General features: G+C 60.9%; 13 protein-coding genes and 2 pseudogenes. 4 read left to right on the forward strand and 11 right to left on the reverse strand.

The window, feature by feature from the left end:
* Positions 1-32 precede the first annotated feature (32 nt).
* The gene (locus tag M0D69_RS23545; protein WP_301784295.1) at positions 33-521 is read right to left on the reverse strand and encodes an RES family NAD+ phosphorylase; all 489 of its coding nucleotides are present in this window, start codon (positions 519-521) and stop codon (positions 33-35) included.
* The gene (locus tag M0D69_RS23550) at positions 521-961 is read right to left on the reverse strand and encodes an antitoxin Xre-like helix-turn-helix domain-containing protein (protein WP_301784296.1); all 441 of its coding nucleotides are present in this window, start codon (positions 959-961) and stop codon (positions 521-523) included. The genes M0D69_RS23545 and M0D69_RS23550 overlap by 1 nt, the downstream gene beginning before the upstream one ends.
* 296 nt (positions 962-1,257) lie before the next feature.
* Here M0D69_RS23550 and M0D69_RS23555 point away from each other — a divergent pair, with 296 nt between their 5' ends.
* Positions 1,258-1,500, forward strand: a complete 243-nt coding sequence (locus M0D69_RS23555) for a type II toxin-antitoxin system CcdA family antitoxin (RefSeq protein WP_241202532.1) — start codon at positions 1,258-1,260, stop codon at positions 1,498-1,500.
* On the forward strand, positions 1,500-1,820 hold the full coding sequence (locus M0D69_RS23560) for a CcdB family protein (RefSeq protein ID WP_301784297.1): 321 nt from the start codon (positions 1,500-1,502) through the stop codon (positions 1,818-1,820). The genes M0D69_RS23555 and M0D69_RS23560 overlap by 1 nt, the downstream gene beginning before the upstream one ends.
* Before the next feature lie 368 nt (positions 1,821-2,188).
* Here M0D69_RS23560 and M0D69_RS23565 read toward each other — a convergent pair whose 3' ends face one another.
* The 8 genes from M0D69_RS23565 to M0D69_RS23600 form a co-directional block, all read right to left on the reverse strand.
* The gene (locus tag M0D69_RS23565; RefSeq protein ID WP_301784298.1) at positions 2,189-2,380 is read right to left on the reverse strand and encodes an integrase; all 192 of its coding nucleotides are present in this window, start codon (positions 2,378-2,380) and stop codon (positions 2,189-2,191) included.
* A 404-nt stretch (positions 2,381-2,784) separates the two neighbouring features.
* Positions 2,785-4,035 (reverse strand): IS91 family transposase, encoded by a 1,251-nt coding sequence (locus M0D69_RS23570; protein ID WP_301784299.1) that lies wholly within the window; start codon positions 4,033-4,035, stop codon positions 2,785-2,787.
* A gap of 176 nt (positions 4,036-4,211) precedes the next feature.
* Complete coding sequence (locus M0D69_RS23575) at positions 4,212-4,574, reverse strand: hypothetical protein (protein WP_301784300.1); 363 nt, start codon at positions 4,572-4,574, stop codon at positions 4,212-4,214.
* A complete protein-coding gene (locus tag M0D69_RS23580) occupies positions 4,571-6,457 on the reverse strand; it encodes an integrase (RefSeq protein ID WP_301784301.1) in 1,887 nt (628 codons plus the stop codon). The genes M0D69_RS23575 and M0D69_RS23580 overlap by 4 nt, the downstream gene beginning before the upstream one ends.
* Positions 6,454-8,334 (reverse strand): integrase, encoded by a 1,881-nt coding sequence (locus tag M0D69_RS23585; protein WP_301784302.1) that lies wholly within the window; start codon positions 8,332-8,334, stop codon positions 6,454-6,456. Before M0D69_RS23585 ends, M0D69_RS23580 begins: the two co-directional genes overlap by 4 nt.
* A complete protein-coding gene (locus M0D69_RS23590) occupies positions 8,331-9,782 on the reverse strand; it encodes a site-specific integrase (RefSeq protein ID WP_301784303.1) in 1,452 nt (483 codons plus the stop codon). Before M0D69_RS23590 ends, M0D69_RS23585 begins: the two co-directional genes overlap by 4 nt.
* Before the next feature lie 130 nt (positions 9,783-9,912).
* Positions 9,913-10,791 (reverse strand): site-specific integrase, encoded by an 879-nt coding sequence (locus M0D69_RS23595; protein ID WP_301784304.1) that lies wholly within the window; start codon positions 10,789-10,791, stop codon positions 9,913-9,915.
* 193 nt (positions 10,792-10,984) lie between these two features.
* Complete coding sequence (locus tag M0D69_RS23600) at positions 10,985-11,215, reverse strand: hypothetical protein (protein WP_183085611.1); 231 nt, start codon at positions 11,213-11,215, stop codon at positions 10,985-10,987.
* Positions 11,216-11,367: 152 nt separating this feature from the next.
* On the opposite strand from M0D69_RS23600, the pseudogene M0D69_RS23605 reads away from it, so the two are divergent.
* A pseudogene (locus tag M0D69_RS23605) lies at positions 11,368-11,847 on the forward strand (ArsB/NhaD family transporter); the annotation flags it as partial.
* 28 nt (positions 11,848-11,875) lie between these two features.
* Positions 11,876-12,286: pseudogene (locus M0D69_RS23610) on the forward strand (DMT family transporter).
* Positions 12,287-12,646: 360 nt separating this feature from the next.
* Here M0D69_RS23610 and M0D69_RS23615 read toward each other — a convergent pair.
* A complete protein-coding gene (locus M0D69_RS23615) occupies positions 12,647-13,666 on the reverse strand; it encodes a porin (RefSeq protein ID WP_165936816.1) in 1,020 nt (339 codons plus the stop codon).
* Positions 13,667-13,679: the final 13 nt, after the last annotated feature.

The raw sequence follows: 13,679 nt of genomic DNA on the forward strand, positions 1-13,679 counted from the left end.
GAGCCCTATTTACAGTCAGATAATTAATAAACCTATTTAGGGGATGTTGTACTAGGCCCGGTCGCGCGCCGCATCAACCTTTGGTCAGTCAGCCACTCCGTATGCGTCCCAATCTCGAGGAGCGCGCAATCGGAATGAGTGGGATTGAGTAGATAGTTAAACTCAGCAGGAACGACGGCGCTCGGAACTGCAAGCACGGCACTCGTTCCTGCGTGTATCCACGCCGCCCCGATTTGTTGAAGGTCATTCCTGGCTGAAAGCTCGCGCCAGTCAGTAGGCAATGTAGTTTGGTCGATATGCGCGACGATTTGCTCGGGCACGCGAACTGGAATCATCACATAGCTAGCATGAAGTGGGGCGTCCTGCACCAGCATTTCTAGCAGAGCAAGCGACTGCGTTTGGGCCGTATAAACCATCGCGAGGCCCTTGGGGTTCCACCGTCCGCCATACAACCGCGCGCCTTCCCCCGAAAAGGCCGTATCTGCGTATCGTTGCGTGACCACTCGCCATACCGTGCGCATCAAGCAAACACACCATGCTCGATGCGGCCCAATGTGTCCATCACACTATCGGCCCCGATATCGGTATCTATAAGGCTGAGCGGTGTCGCACCTTCCAGAGCCTCAATGGGAGTCTTTAGCCAATTGAGCGCGGCATCGAGTCCCTCGAATACCTCCGCGGCCCGGGCCACCGTCCGCGCGAGTCGTAGCAATTTCGCCGACTCTTCGCGACTGAGCACGCCTTCGCGCTTGCGCCGCGCGAGGGTCCGCTCGGGGATGTCTAGTGCCTGCGCAAGTTCCGCCTGCGATAGGCCGATCGACTTCAGCATTGAGTCGAGGGCCCTCGAGGAGATGCCGTGACGGACCACATCGACCCATTCAAGGCCCGACCGAGGCGCGCGGGCAAATACCGCCCGCCCGCCAAGCAACGCGTCTGCTGAAACAGTCTCTATAGCGCTCACGACTCACCTCCTGCCATTTGGCATCAATTTTACACCAAAATGGCGGCATTAGAACTCTGCGGAAGTGGCAGCATGGGAGACGCTTACTCATCAGTTTGCGGGTGTGCCCGCTAGAGGAAGAGTCGAGAGCCATTGCGTTTCTACTCCCGCGCCATAAGTTGGCGTACCGGCATGGGTGCTTACTGCGTTCCATGAGCCGGCAGACGGTCGGGTTGGATAACAATCATCCGGCGTCCTGTTGGCGATCATCGGGCATGTGGACTATAATGCACATGTTTTCAACCATGGAAATGCACATGGGTAAGGCACTCGAAGTCCGGGCGCGCAAGTCCACGAACGTCACGCTGCCGCCTGAAGTCCTGGATCGGGCCAAGGAGCTGGGGATCAACCTTTCGCGCGCGAGTGAGCGTGGTGTGCGCGAAGAAATCCAGGAGACTGAGGCTCGCCGTTGGGCCGACGACAATGCCGAGTTGGTCGCAGCATACACGGCGATGGTTGAACGCGACGGGCTGCCGCTCGCGAAGTACAGGACGTTTTAATGGCGCGTTTTGATCTCTACGGTAACCCCGACGATCAGACGCGGCGCCTTGCACCGTACCTGCTCGACGTGCAGAGCTCGCATGTCGGAATCTTGCCGACGCGCATCGTGATTCCTTTGCGACCTACCCCGGATCTCGGGTTCTCAGGCAAACCGTCCGATTTGCTGCCGATCTTCGAGATCAATGGCGAGAAACACTTCGTCGACACGCCTGCAATGAGTGCCATAACGTTGAATGCGCTCGGCAGCCGCATCGGCTCCCTTGCGGATCACCGCGACGCCATCTTGGTCGCGCTCGACCGCATCTTCGGCGCCTATTGACCGCAGGCAAGGTGGCGTCGGTCAGTCTCACAGGCGAAAACTGGCCAAGGAGCGGCCTTAAAACTGCCGTGCGCCCTGGGGTCGTCGCGCTTAAAAAGTCCGGTGGCTGAGAGTATTCATCAATCGGCCCATCGGGTAGGATACGGAAAATCTCGTCCAGCAGAGGCCGCAATGTCAGCAGACGCGCATAAGCCTCAGCAACTCACGCTTGCATTTGTTCGGCACTGGGGCTCTATATAGAGGCCCGACCGGGATTCGTTAGTATCTGAAGCTTCAGATATTTGCATTACCCACACCGGCAGATTAGGCGAAGCGTCGGCCGGGGAGCCGTCTGGAGCACGAAACCCCGGCCGTTGCGGTGCGCATAATCAGAGGGTTTCGAGGAACGCCATGACCTTGTCGGTTGCGTGAAAACGCGCCGTACGCTGCCCGACAGGCTGCAGGCGACCTAGCGCTTCTTCCTTGTGCGCAAGATCAGACTCCTTGTAGATGTGCGTCGTGTCGATGCTTTCATGGCCCAGCCACAATGCAATGACACTGATGTCGACGCCAGCCTGCAACAGATGCGCCGCCGTCGCGTGGCGACTATGTCTCCGAAGACATAGAGCAGAGATTTTTTTGGTTGGCGATCGCGGCTACTGACGCGTGAACAGGCCGGTCGGGGCCAGTCCGCGATCGGTGACCAAAAAAATGTTTGTGCTAAACCGCTCCGCTGGCGCTGGCGTCTATGGGCATTGAATGATCGTCGCGTTGATTCGCGATGCCCGGCGCACGTGTGGCGCACGCCGGAACCGGGCGGTCTGACAGAGCCGGTCGCGCGAAGACAACGGAAATGCGAGGGTCAACGGGCAGATAGCGCGGGGTTTCGCGGCCTTGTGATGGTGCGACGACGCTAAGGCACGAGTCGGTTCGCGTTGGCCGCATGGGGGAAGACCAACGTGCTCGGGGGTGGTGCTGATGCCGGTCAGTGCACATGGCTCGGGTCAGGTGGAGCGCGCGGCAGGATGCCAGGCACACCGCCTTCGATGCGGACCATCTGGCCCTTGCCGCACACGGGGCAGTCGCGAAGTGATTTGCCGGTGAGCCGCAGGTAACGGTCACGGTAGTCTTCCCCGATGGCGGGTGACGCAGCGGCGGGCGGCTCGACGCCGAGCAGCCGCCGGCAGGTGGCGAGGCGGGCTGCCCGATGACAGTTGGCGAGCCACCCGTAGCTGCGGATGCGCTTGAAGCCGTCGGGCAGCACATGCAGCAGGAAGCGGCGGATGAATTCGTCGGCAGCGAGCGTCATGGTTCTGCTTGCGGCGTCATGTTTGTAGTCCTTCCACCGGAAGGTGACCGCGTCGCCGTCGAAGCTCAGCAGCCGGCTATTCGAGATGGCGACCCGATGGGTGTAGCGACCCAGATAATCGAGCACGTGTTCGGCGCCGCCAAAGGGTGGTTTCGCGTAGACAACCCACTCGGCCTGGGCGGCGGGCGCGAGCCAGGCGGCGAACGCTCGCGGGTCACGCAACGGCTCGAGCTGGCCATGGAAGCGCAGCACGCCGGCATTGAACGCACGGCGCAGCTGGTCGAGAAAGAGCCGCCGAAAGAGCCGCGAGAGGACCCGTACGGGCAGGAAGAAGCCGGGGCGGCAGGCGATCCAGCGCTCGCCATCGGGCGCGATGCCGCCGCCTGGTACGACGCAATGCACGTGCGGATGGTGCAGCAGATTCTGCCCCCACGTGTGCAGGATCGTGATGAAGCCGATCTCCGCGCCGAGGTGTTTGGGATCGGCGGCGATCGTGCGCAGCGTCTCGGCGCTGGTGCGAAACAGCAGATCGTAGAGCGTCTTCTTGTTCTGGTACGCGAGTGCGGCGATGGGCTCGGGCAGCGTGAAGACGACATGGAAATATTCGACGTCAGGCAGCAGTTCGGCGTGCCGGCGCTCGAGCCATTGCGCGCGGGCAAGCGACTGGCACTTCGGACAGCAGCGATGGCGACACGAGTCGTAGGCAATGCGCTGATGGCCGCAGGCATCGCACTGCTCGACATGACCGCCGAGCGCGGCGGTGCGGCACAGCTCGATGGCGCTCATTGCGCGGCGCTGGGCACGACTGAGGGCGTCGGCATGGGTCTGCCGGTAGTGAGGGCCGCAGCGGCTACGCGCAAGATAAGGAAAATGGACATCACACGGAGCCTTGAAAATACTGAAATCAGCAGGTTGCAGGGTGTCCATAAAATTAGCAGAAGAAATGGACAGAACGACCGTCGGAGTGTCCATCTTTCGCCGCAGGTTTCGCATGGTCGGAAGCCCGATAAAGTCGGGGCTTCCGACCATGCTGGAGCGTGTCAACCTATCGCGCGTCAAGGGTTCATCGACGCAAGCGAAGTAGCCCAGACGCCCGCCCGGATCTAGCGCGGTTGCAAGGGCAGGACGCTACCGCCACGCAACGCGGCCAGTTCCTTGCGCAGGCTGAACACCTGCCGCAGCAATGCGAGTTCACGAGCCATCGACTCGTCAAGCTGTGCCTGCAGTTCCTTCACGTCGCCCTTCGCGCGGTTCAGACGCTCGGTCAGTTCGAGCTTCGGGCGCCCGACTACCGCGTTGGCCACGTCGATCGCTGCGATCGGTCCGGTGAACTGCGGGCGCGACTTCTTGATGCTCCCCTTCTTGCGGCCAGCCTCGATCGCCACGGTGTCATTGTTGATACGCACACCCTTGCGATTCTTCAGGCGCTCAAGGGCGGCGTAGTAGTCGGTCATGGCGTCGTTCATGCTGCCTCCGGCTTGATCGATTTCTCCTGCGCGTCAAGCAGTCGTTGCAGCGTCTGGGCCTCGATACGGTATTCGACGCTCGCCTTATCGATAGCGCGCAGCTTCGCGACCGTAACCTGCTGCGCCTTGATCACGCGCTGAAGCTTCGACGGCACGACCACGAGGTTTCGGCAATTTGATTCAAGGCAATCCAGACGCATCCAGTCGAGCGGCGTCGACTTGCACGGCTCCACGCTGGCACAGCCGCCCAGCACCGTCTCGCGGTACGCCAGTTCTCCCTTCCCGAACATCCTCACCGTCTGCTCGCGCGAATAAACCGACACGGGCGACGCCTGCACGGCACGGCTCTGCGTCCACGCTGCATGCCCGCCAAACAGCCGCTCGTCAGAGAACAGCACCTGCTCGGCGTACGCAAGGTACTCGGATAGACCCTGCGTCTCAACCCATTCCTTCGCGAAGTGGGTCTTGTCGGTGTCGATGAAGCCCTTTGCGAACGCGGAGCCGCGCGCGTAGTACATGGTCATCTCCTGCGTGATGTGCTGCAACTGACGCTTGAGCGTCGGTAGCGTTACGAGACCGCTGCGGTGCGCGTAGAGCGCGAGCGCGCGGCGAAGCTGGTGACGCGTGAATGGCCACTGCTGCCCGAGCGCGTACTTCGGCTCGTCTTCCCACGCGCGGTGCATATCGACACGCTTCAGCTCAGCGATGTCCTCGACCGTGATCGTCGGGAAGACGCGCTCACGAAAGGCTTCGATATCGTCATGTATGTTATTCGCGGCCCGGTTTGCCACGTACCCCTCCCTACGCAGACCCATCCGGCAGAACAGAAGGTGCGAGCCATCCGTCGATTCGGCGTAATCTTGTGCGCCGTGCGCACGGTGCGCCTCGCCCGACAGGCGTTGGGCGAGCCTGATGGCGCGGGCAGCGAGAGGGCTGGTCACCCAGCATGCGCGTCTGGGACGACCGCCCGACAGCTTGGTCGTGATGCCCTCGATGGCGTAGTGGGTCACGCCATCCAGACGGGTCTCGCTCAGACAGTCGTACGGCAGGTTCTCCGCTTCCATCGCACGCATGCCGGTGAATGACAGGATGACAAGCTGGCATAGTGCCCTGATCGACGCCACAAGCGATGACACGACGTAAGGGGAGTCCTCGCCCCCGAAGTGTGTGGTTATCCTTACTAGTTCTGCAAGGACAACCGGACTCTCGGCGGCGTACAGTCGTGCGAGGTAATCCGACAGCATGTCGGCGACGCCCTCAGCGACGCTGAGGTCATGCTCACAGGTTGACAGGAAGTGCTGGTAGATCCGCGTCGGGATGACAGGGTGTTGTGAGCTTCCAGCACGTTGCGCGTAGCGTTCGAGCAGAGGCTTGTGCAGTTGGGCCAGCGGTACGCGCAGCCCCGTGGTCCCGACACCCAGACGGTGAAGCTTCACCAGAATCGAATGAAGGCGCTGGGCCTTCGTCTCCATCCCTGCTTGCGCGACATAGTCAAGAACAACGACGACATTGGACAGCCCCTCGTAGAGCGTAAGCTGACGTGCGGCGGCAAAGAACGTAAACTCCCTCAGGTATATTGAACGAGTTTGAAGCGTATTGGACGCAGGTACCGTATCTGTCGCTTCATGCATCAGAAAGTACATGACCTGCTTCCACTGACGCGTAGTCGCCGCTGAAAGGGCGCGGCTCACGTCGTCAGGCACGTGGCCCCTGAAATTGATATGGGTCCAGCGCAGCCCAACCGCGTATGCACGGACGTCCCAGGCGTCGTCACCAAACAGCGAAACAGTGTTCCCAGCCGTGTCGCGCGTGACGACCGTATCGTCTTCGACCCGGTACCAGTCAGGGCGGTCAACGATCGGCGCAATCAACGTGTTGTTCATGCCACTCCCAATTCGAAAAGCTGGTCGAGCTTGGCCGACCAGAAAGCGTCCAGATTCCCGGCGACGTCAACGTCCTGCTCGATGCGATCGACCATCGCGGCATTGCGCTTGCGCAGTTCATCCAACAGGAACCCAACGCGCCGCAGCACCGCGCCGAACGAGCTGTCGTATTGCTCGATCGAGCCGGCGCGCCCGCTCACGAGCCTGACGCAGTGACGGCAGCTCAGCAGCTTGCGAATGTCGGTGGCGTCAGCGTGCACGCGGTACCGATCGCAGAAGAGACACCCTTCGGTCGAGCGGCAGTCAGGCTGTACGGTGACTGACGCCGTGATCGGCACAGGCTTGTGGAACTCAACGCAGACGCCTACCGCACTCCTGATGCTGCCCGCCGGGTCGTCGCCAGGCTTCAGCACGGTCCTCTCGACCGAAGCGAGGAACGCGCCCATCTCAGCCTTGTGCGCGGCATCGGTACCGTTCGAGTACGAGCGGAGCGCCGTGGCCAGCGAGTGCCCCATCAGTCTGGCCGCGACGAGCGGGTCGTGGTTGCGCACCGCCCAATCCTGCTTTGCCGCACGCCACTGCCGTGCGCTAATACGCGTCAGCGCGATCCCGAGCGTGTCGAGACGACAGTAAAGCAGATCCAGAAAGTGGGTTGTGAGACCCGTTAGCCGCCGCAGTTGGGCATGGTGTCCGACTACGACGAACAACGCGTCCCGGTCTGCGTCCTGCACCAGAAACTCGCGCAACGCCAGATACGTCTTGAGCTTGGGCATGAAGCTCAGCGAGACGGTGAACGTAACCTCCTTCCCGCCTGCCCGGTACTTGACCTCACGAAACTTCTGACGCGCGACCGACGCATCCTGCAGGCTCGCGGCAAGCTCCGGACTCCACTTCATGGCCAACAGTTGCGCGAGGTTGATGCCTGTTTCGGCGAGAAACAGCGCAGCGAAACAAGAGACTGCTATCGAAGCGTGCGAGCGTCGGATCGGCGACTGCGCGTCCGCGTTCGCCACCGCAAGATGTCTAGCCGCACGCCTGGCGATGTTCCACGAACGCTCAAGCGGTCTGTTAGCGCCTGCCTCAAGCATCCGCGTCCTGAGTTCCTCCCGCGTGCGCGGCTCTCCGGTCTCCAGATTCCAGCCAAACAGGCTGCACGCGTCATCGCCGACGCTACGGCCGTAGTTGTGCGGAACAAGACAAAGAGTCTCGCCTCGCACCGTTGTCACGCGCACCGGGTACGGTTGGAAGTCGACCACCATGGCGCTAATGCTGCTGAAAAGCGCGTCAGCCCATGCGAGCAGGACGGCTTGTGCCTCGGCGTCAGGCACAGCCGTCGGCACCCAAGCATCCTGTTGGTGGCGTAACACCTTGGCATCAGTGCAGAAGTCGTCGTTTCGGAATAGCTCACGCAGCATCGACAAGAGATTACGCTGATCGCTGGCGACGGAATTTCGGTTCAGGTTACCCAGCGAGACCTGCTCGCGCTTCTCGTGGAAGTAGCAATGAACCGCCTCTGCGGTAGCCTTCTCGTCACAGAGCGCCTGATGCAAGCCCTGCCTGTCGGCCCAGTTGGCGAATTCAAGCACGCCGCTCAAAGCGCCGTGGACCGTCCTCGGACGCATCGCGCCAAGGGTCATACGCCCGGAAAGCTGCGTCACCAGCAGGCGTACGACCCTGGCGCGTTCGCTGCAGAAGCTTGAGTGGTCGAAAGTGCGTCGCGTGCGATGCGAGCTTGACGTGTCACGTTTCAGGTAGCAGATCTGACCAATATCGGAACGCCTCCTCACGCCTTCCCACCTGAGCAGCGCGCGCTCGGGGTGTAGCAACGTCGTGCCCTCCGCGAGCGGCATGAGCACTTCCTCGTACCGGCGGCTCATGATGCCACCTCGGTGTTGAGGGTGCGCGTGACCAGCGTCGACAGGTGCGCTCCCCAGCCGTCCTGCACAGCGTCGAACAGTTTGCGATTATCGCGGTAAGCGAGGTAGCGCTCGCTCGTAGATGGTTGTACGTGCCACATCAGCTGCCGCAAGTGATCGAGCGCCCGCGTGTACTTCGTCCCGTTCGCTGTCATCGCGTCGACCATGTTCAGCCCGAAGGTCGCGCGCAGGTCGTGGAAGCTGAACTCGTACCTGGGGTTGTCAAGCCGCACGCGCATCATGGGCAAAAGTTCGTCCCTGATGAACTGGCGCACGGCCTGCCCGGTCTTGACGTGACGGCGCACGCGCGCGCCAGTGATGAGCGGGTCGCGCGACGCGCGACCCTCGTAGAGTGGCGCACCTCGATGGCTCAGAAAGAGCGGCTGGTCGGGGTGATCGTCGCCGTCTGCCAGACGGCGACGCTTGCGCGCGCGATCGCTGTGCACGTAGATGTAGAGCCGCTCGTAGAAACTGCGCGGCAGGAGCAGCACGCCCTTGACGCCACCCTTCGTGTCGATGCCCGTACCCGGCCCGCAGGCGAGCCGGATATCGTCACCGTGAAACTCTTCCGGCTCGCGCATCACGTGTTTCGCGCGCACGGTCAGTACTGTCTGGATGCGAGCACCTGTGAACAGCGCGAACAGATGAATGAGCGTCATCTCGGTGTTGCCGAGTGTGGCTAGCGATTCAAGCAGTACTGACTGCTCGGAAGACGGGAGCGGGCGCAGGCGACCGCCGTCCTGGATGTGATCGTCCCACGGGTCTTCGGCGCGCCGACCACTGATCGACAGGTCGGTGGTCTTGACCTCGATCACGCTGCTGAAACCCTTCTGGTCCTTGAACTCGATGAAACGGTCAGATTCGACCCACGGCGCGTTCGCGGGCCTGAAGCCTGCTTCGGTCATGAGCCAGCGATAGAAGCGCACCACAGCGCCCATACGACGCTTGGCGACACCCGGAGACAGTTCGCCTGCCTGTACGGCCAGCCTGATCGAGGCGCTGTAGCGGTAGGTCGGACGTTGCCGCTTGTTCGCGGGGAACGTCAGCCAGTCGACGCCCTCGTAATCCAGATAACGACGGAACGCCACCAGGTCGTCTGCGATGCCGGCGAACGTCAGCATGTTGGGTGACGACTTCGACTCCATCATATCGATGAGCCAGACGTTCGCCTCGGCCCACGGCGCACCCTCAGCGAGACGGACAACAGGAAAGAGAGGGAAGGTGTCTGCGATCCACTGCGGGCGGGCGTCGCGTCGCTTGCCGGTGTCGGGGGCCGCGAGCGGGGCCGTGTGATAGATGGTGCCGCCATCGGGAGTGGTGATACTGACCGGCGTCGCGCCGGGTGTGTCGCGGTCAACGACCTCGGTCAGTGCCAGTTGCCGGATGGTCGTTCGTCTTGCTGTCATCATGCAGGTCCTCTGCTGTGTTTGTGGGGATGTCCGCTTTAACACAGCCTGCGAGTACCAGGAAATCGTTCTTCACTTGCGCATAAGCGGCGGAAGATGTCCGCCACCTCGAGCGCTGGTCGCATCGCTGGCTTCAGAAGTACTCGGGCGCAGGCGGCTGGGGTGGAACGGGTGCGGGATGCGGCAGCAGGTCGAAGGGACTGGTGGTGGCGCACACGGTGCTCGTCGCCAGCTTGAGGTACCGTGCCGTGGTCGCCATGCTGCGATGTCCCATGAGCAGCTGGATCCTGCGTACATCGGCACCGGTTTCCAGCAGATGAGTGGCGAACGCGTGCCTCAAAGAATGTGGTGTAACGGGTTTCGTGATGCCGCTGCGCTCACGTGCAAGCTGGCATGCGTCGCCCACGGCCTGGCGGCTGATGGGCCGCCCGAGAATGCTCCCTGGAAAGAGCCATTCCCTCGGGTGGGCGTCCTGCCAGTACAGTCGCAGGACCTCGAGCAGACGCGGCGAGAGCATTACGTAGCGATCCTTACGGCCTTTGCCCTGGCGGACACGGATCATCATCCGCTGGCTGTCGATATCGGTGACCTTCAGATGCACGACTTCGGAAACACGCAGGCCGGCCGCATAGGCCGTCATCAGGATGGCGCGCTGCTTCAGGCTGGGAATCGACTCGAAGAAACGCGTGACTTCCTCGAAGCTCAAGATGACGGGCAGCTTCAAGGGCCGTTTGGGCAGCGGAAAGTCCTCGTCGCACCAGCCCCGCCTGAGCGTGATGCGGTAGAGGAAGCGCAGCGCGCCTACGGCCAGTTGGACACTGGCTGGCGCGAGCTTGCGTTCGTTGGTCAGGTGGATAATCCAGGCACGGATCTCTTCGGGACCGAGCACCTCGGGTGAGCGCCGGAAGTGTCGGGCGAAACTGGAAACCTGCAGGAGATAGGTCTTCTGCGTGTTGACAGCAAGGTTGCGGATCTGCATGTCGTGCAGCATGCGTTGGCGCAGTGGCGTCATGGCGAGCCTCCTGGAAGCAGTGGGTGGAATGCCCAACCGGGCGTTCACATACTGCTCCCGGCGACACCGCTCACCACCTCGCTGGGGTCCAGCGCCAGACAACCCTCTTCATGAAACGTCAGCCATAGACCTGTGCCCACCTCCCACTACCGCGTCAGCGGTTTAGTACAGCGATCACTTCGTCCGCGGCAAACTATCCAGCCTGTTCGATCGCGCCGAGCGCGGCCTTTGGATTCCTCGCTGAAAGGATCAAAGCAAGACTTTCCTCGGCCCGGCTGCAGGCCACGTACAAAAGGCGCAGAGTTCTGTCGATGATCGTTTCGTTACCCTCGTCAATACAATTCCGGTCGGTTGTTCTCAGTTCCTCTGCACCGAAGAGCTTGTCGTAGGAAAACAGCGTGCCGCCGGCTTCTTCATCGTCCAAGACTACCGTGACGTGTCTGTACTCGGACCCCTTGACGACTTGGTGCGCGACAGGCTCCGCCTCTCCGGCACGGTAAGCACGATATCGGGCGATGTCTCGCCACGGGCCGTTGAACAGGGCATACCACCCACGTTTGCATCGATCCTCCATAGCTTCTCTACTCCAAGAAGCGTGAGTCGCCGATGGCGCTGATCAGCGCCATCTCATGGAGCGTGCTGCCGCTCGTTGCGGGACTCTTCGTGCTTGTCGAAATGCTCGCGAAAACAGGCGTCATTGCGCAATTTTCGCAACTGCTCGCGCGGGCGACGCTGGACAGTTAGTTGGCCGCAGCCACGACATCGGGGCTTGCCATCGCGCTGGGCAGCAATGCGATCAACAATCTGCCGGCCGGGCTGGCCGCGAGCGCGACCGCATTGCAGGCGCACAGCCCGGAACGGGTGATCGACGCCATGCTGATCGGCGTGGACCTTGGCCCGAACCTGTCGATCACCGGTTCACTCGCCACTATCCTGTGGCTCCTCTCGATCCGCTGCGAGGGTGAAGAGGTGGATTTCATGAAGTTTTTCAAGATCGGATCTGTGGTCATGCTGTCCGCGCTCGTACTGGCGATGGGTGCACGGCTTCTGATCGGGCATTCAGGGATTCCAGCGGAGGAGCGTGATGAGCAGCTCATGGGTCTATCCATTTATCGTCATCGACGGCATCTTGCAGGCTGCCGACGCACCCATTAACGGCGAGCTGAAGCGATCGCTCGCCAATCCGTGGCTTGCTTCGAGCGTTTCGTTTCTGCTGGTGACATTTCTGACCATCGCGGCGTTCAGCGTTCAGCCCACGCCACTTCCGACCCTCGGAGATTTACGCAGGATGAAATCGTGAGCCCCGCTCGGCGGTATCGTTGGGGCGGTCGCCGTGTTTGCGGGGCTGACTCTGGTGCAGAAGGCCGGGGTCGGCACGCTCAATGGCCTGACGATCTGTGCAAACCTCATTGCCTCGGTTGCGATCGATCATTTCGGCCTGGTTGGTGCAACTCAACATCCTTCAACGGGTTACGGCTGGTGGGTACCGTGCTGATGGTGGCGGGGGGGCACGCTCGTTATGCGCGCTTTGGGGGGGCGCGGAATCGCTGCCATATATGGCGACACGCCTATGACCCGTTTGGCTGTTGGTGTTTCGTGGGAGCCAGACCAAAGGAGTTGGCGTTGCAGAGGGGCGGGACCTGCGCGCGCATCCAGCATCGTCCCCGGTTTTGGAATTCGCATTGTCAGTGCAACACGGGCCACGTCATGTCTCGACCTCGGGCCACACTCATCGCTTCCGCGCAGTGGGCCCGACCGAATACAATTTGCAAGTAGTGGAGCTAACGTGAAGTTGAGCCCGATTTTCAGGTGAGTTTTGTCCGAAGACGACCCTGCATGCAGCATGGGCCAATCCTTAGAACCGATGCTGGATACCTAGCTGTATGCCTCTAGGGTTGGCGCCGGGGTACGCCACCGGGATCCCCACCGGAGCACCGTTAATCGTGAAAGTTGCGTGATTGTGATTGTCCAAAAATGCTGCGCTTGCATACAGGGTGGTACTCTTTGAGACAAAATACCAGTACATCAGCCCAACCTGGTCACCTCCATTGCCCATGCCAGACCTGTCGTGAGCGTGAGCGCCACCGAAGGAAAGCATTGTTGAAACGCTGAATTGATAGCTGGCCGATAGCGAATAAACGTCCCGATCAACCAGACCTGTGATTTTTGCGTTGTGATATGCAGCAAAAACTTTAAGCGGCCCGAATGCGTAGTTGCCTCCAATGAACAGCGCGTTGAGGGTGGAACTACCCACGAAGTTGGTAACCCGTTGATAACCTATTGCAGAATTTAACGGCCCGCGATTGTATTCAGCGGCGAGGTTATAGGCTGCAATACCGTTGTCCGGTTTTGTACTTGAATCACGCAAGCTCACCATGACCTGGCCGGAAAGTCCATGGAAGTCGGGACTCAGATAGGTAATTGCATTATTTTGTCTTGGCGAGATACTTAAAAAGCTGTCCAGGCCGGATGCTAACGTGTTGACGGTAAATGCATCAAGCACAGCAGTCACCGTTACGTACACGGGCGAGTTCTGTAATCCGGCTCGTACCTCACCCCAGGGAGCGGCCATTCCGACCCAGGCCTGACGGCTGAATGCGAGCGCAGGATTTGATGCGGCGCCATTGGCAGATGAAATCCCCTGTTCAAGGGTAAATTTTATTTTGTAGCCAGCCCCGATGTCTTCCGCACCTTTCATGCCATACCTGGACCCGTTCACTCCCCCGGAATCCATTCTTGCCGTCGCGCCATTTCCAACATTTGTGAGTTCCACACTGGTATCGAGGATTCCGTATAAGGTAAGGTCACTTTGTGCCCGAACCTGAGTAGAAGCTAGAGGCAGAGCAATCAACAAACCATGTAAGTATCTCCTCACCGCTATCTCCTTG

It is taken from the genome of Caballeronia sp. SEWSISQ10-4 2 (assembly GCF_030464885.1).
Taxonomy (GTDB): Bacteria; Pseudomonadota; Gammaproteobacteria; order Burkholderiales; family Burkholderiaceae; genus Caballeronia.

What these genes read in the sequence shown, in the direction of transcription:
- M0D69_RS23585 (WP_301784302.1), bottom strand. Translation starts at nt 8,334, where the DNA reads ATGAGCCGCCGGTACGAGGAAGTGCTCATGCCGCTCGCGGAGGGCACG.
- M0D69_RS23575 (WP_301784300.1), bottom strand. Translation starts at nt 4,574, where the DNA reads ATGAACGACGCCATGACCGACTACTACGCCGCCCTTGAGCGCCTGAAG.
- M0D69_RS23595 (WP_301784304.1), bottom strand. Translation starts at nt 10,791, where the DNA reads ATGACGCCACTGCGCCAACGCATGCTGCACGACATGCAGATCCGCAAC.
- M0D69_RS23580 (WP_301784301.1), bottom strand. Translation starts at nt 6,457, where the DNA reads ATGAACAACACGTTGATTGCGCCGATCGTTGACCGCCCTGACTGGTAC.
- M0D69_RS23590 (WP_301784303.1), bottom strand. Translation starts at nt 9,782, where the DNA reads ATGATGACAGCAAGACGAACGACCATCCGGCAACTGGCACTGACCGAG.
- M0D69_RS23570 (WP_301784299.1), bottom strand. Translation starts at nt 4,035, where the DNA reads ATGGACACCCTGCAACCTGCTGATTTCAGTATTTTCAAGGCTCCGTGT.
- M0D69_RS23560 (WP_301784297.1), top strand. Translation starts at nt 1,500, where the DNA reads ATGGCGCGTTTTGATCTCTACGGTAACCCCGACGATCAGACGCGGCGC.
- M0D69_RS23545 (WP_301784295.1), bottom strand. Translation starts at nt 521, where the DNA reads ATGCGCACGGTATGGCGAGTGGTCACGCAACGATACGCAGATACGGCC.
- M0D69_RS23555 (WP_241202532.1), top strand. Translation starts at nt 1,258, where the DNA reads ATGGGTAAGGCACTCGAAGTCCGGGCGCGCAAGTCCACGAACGTCACG.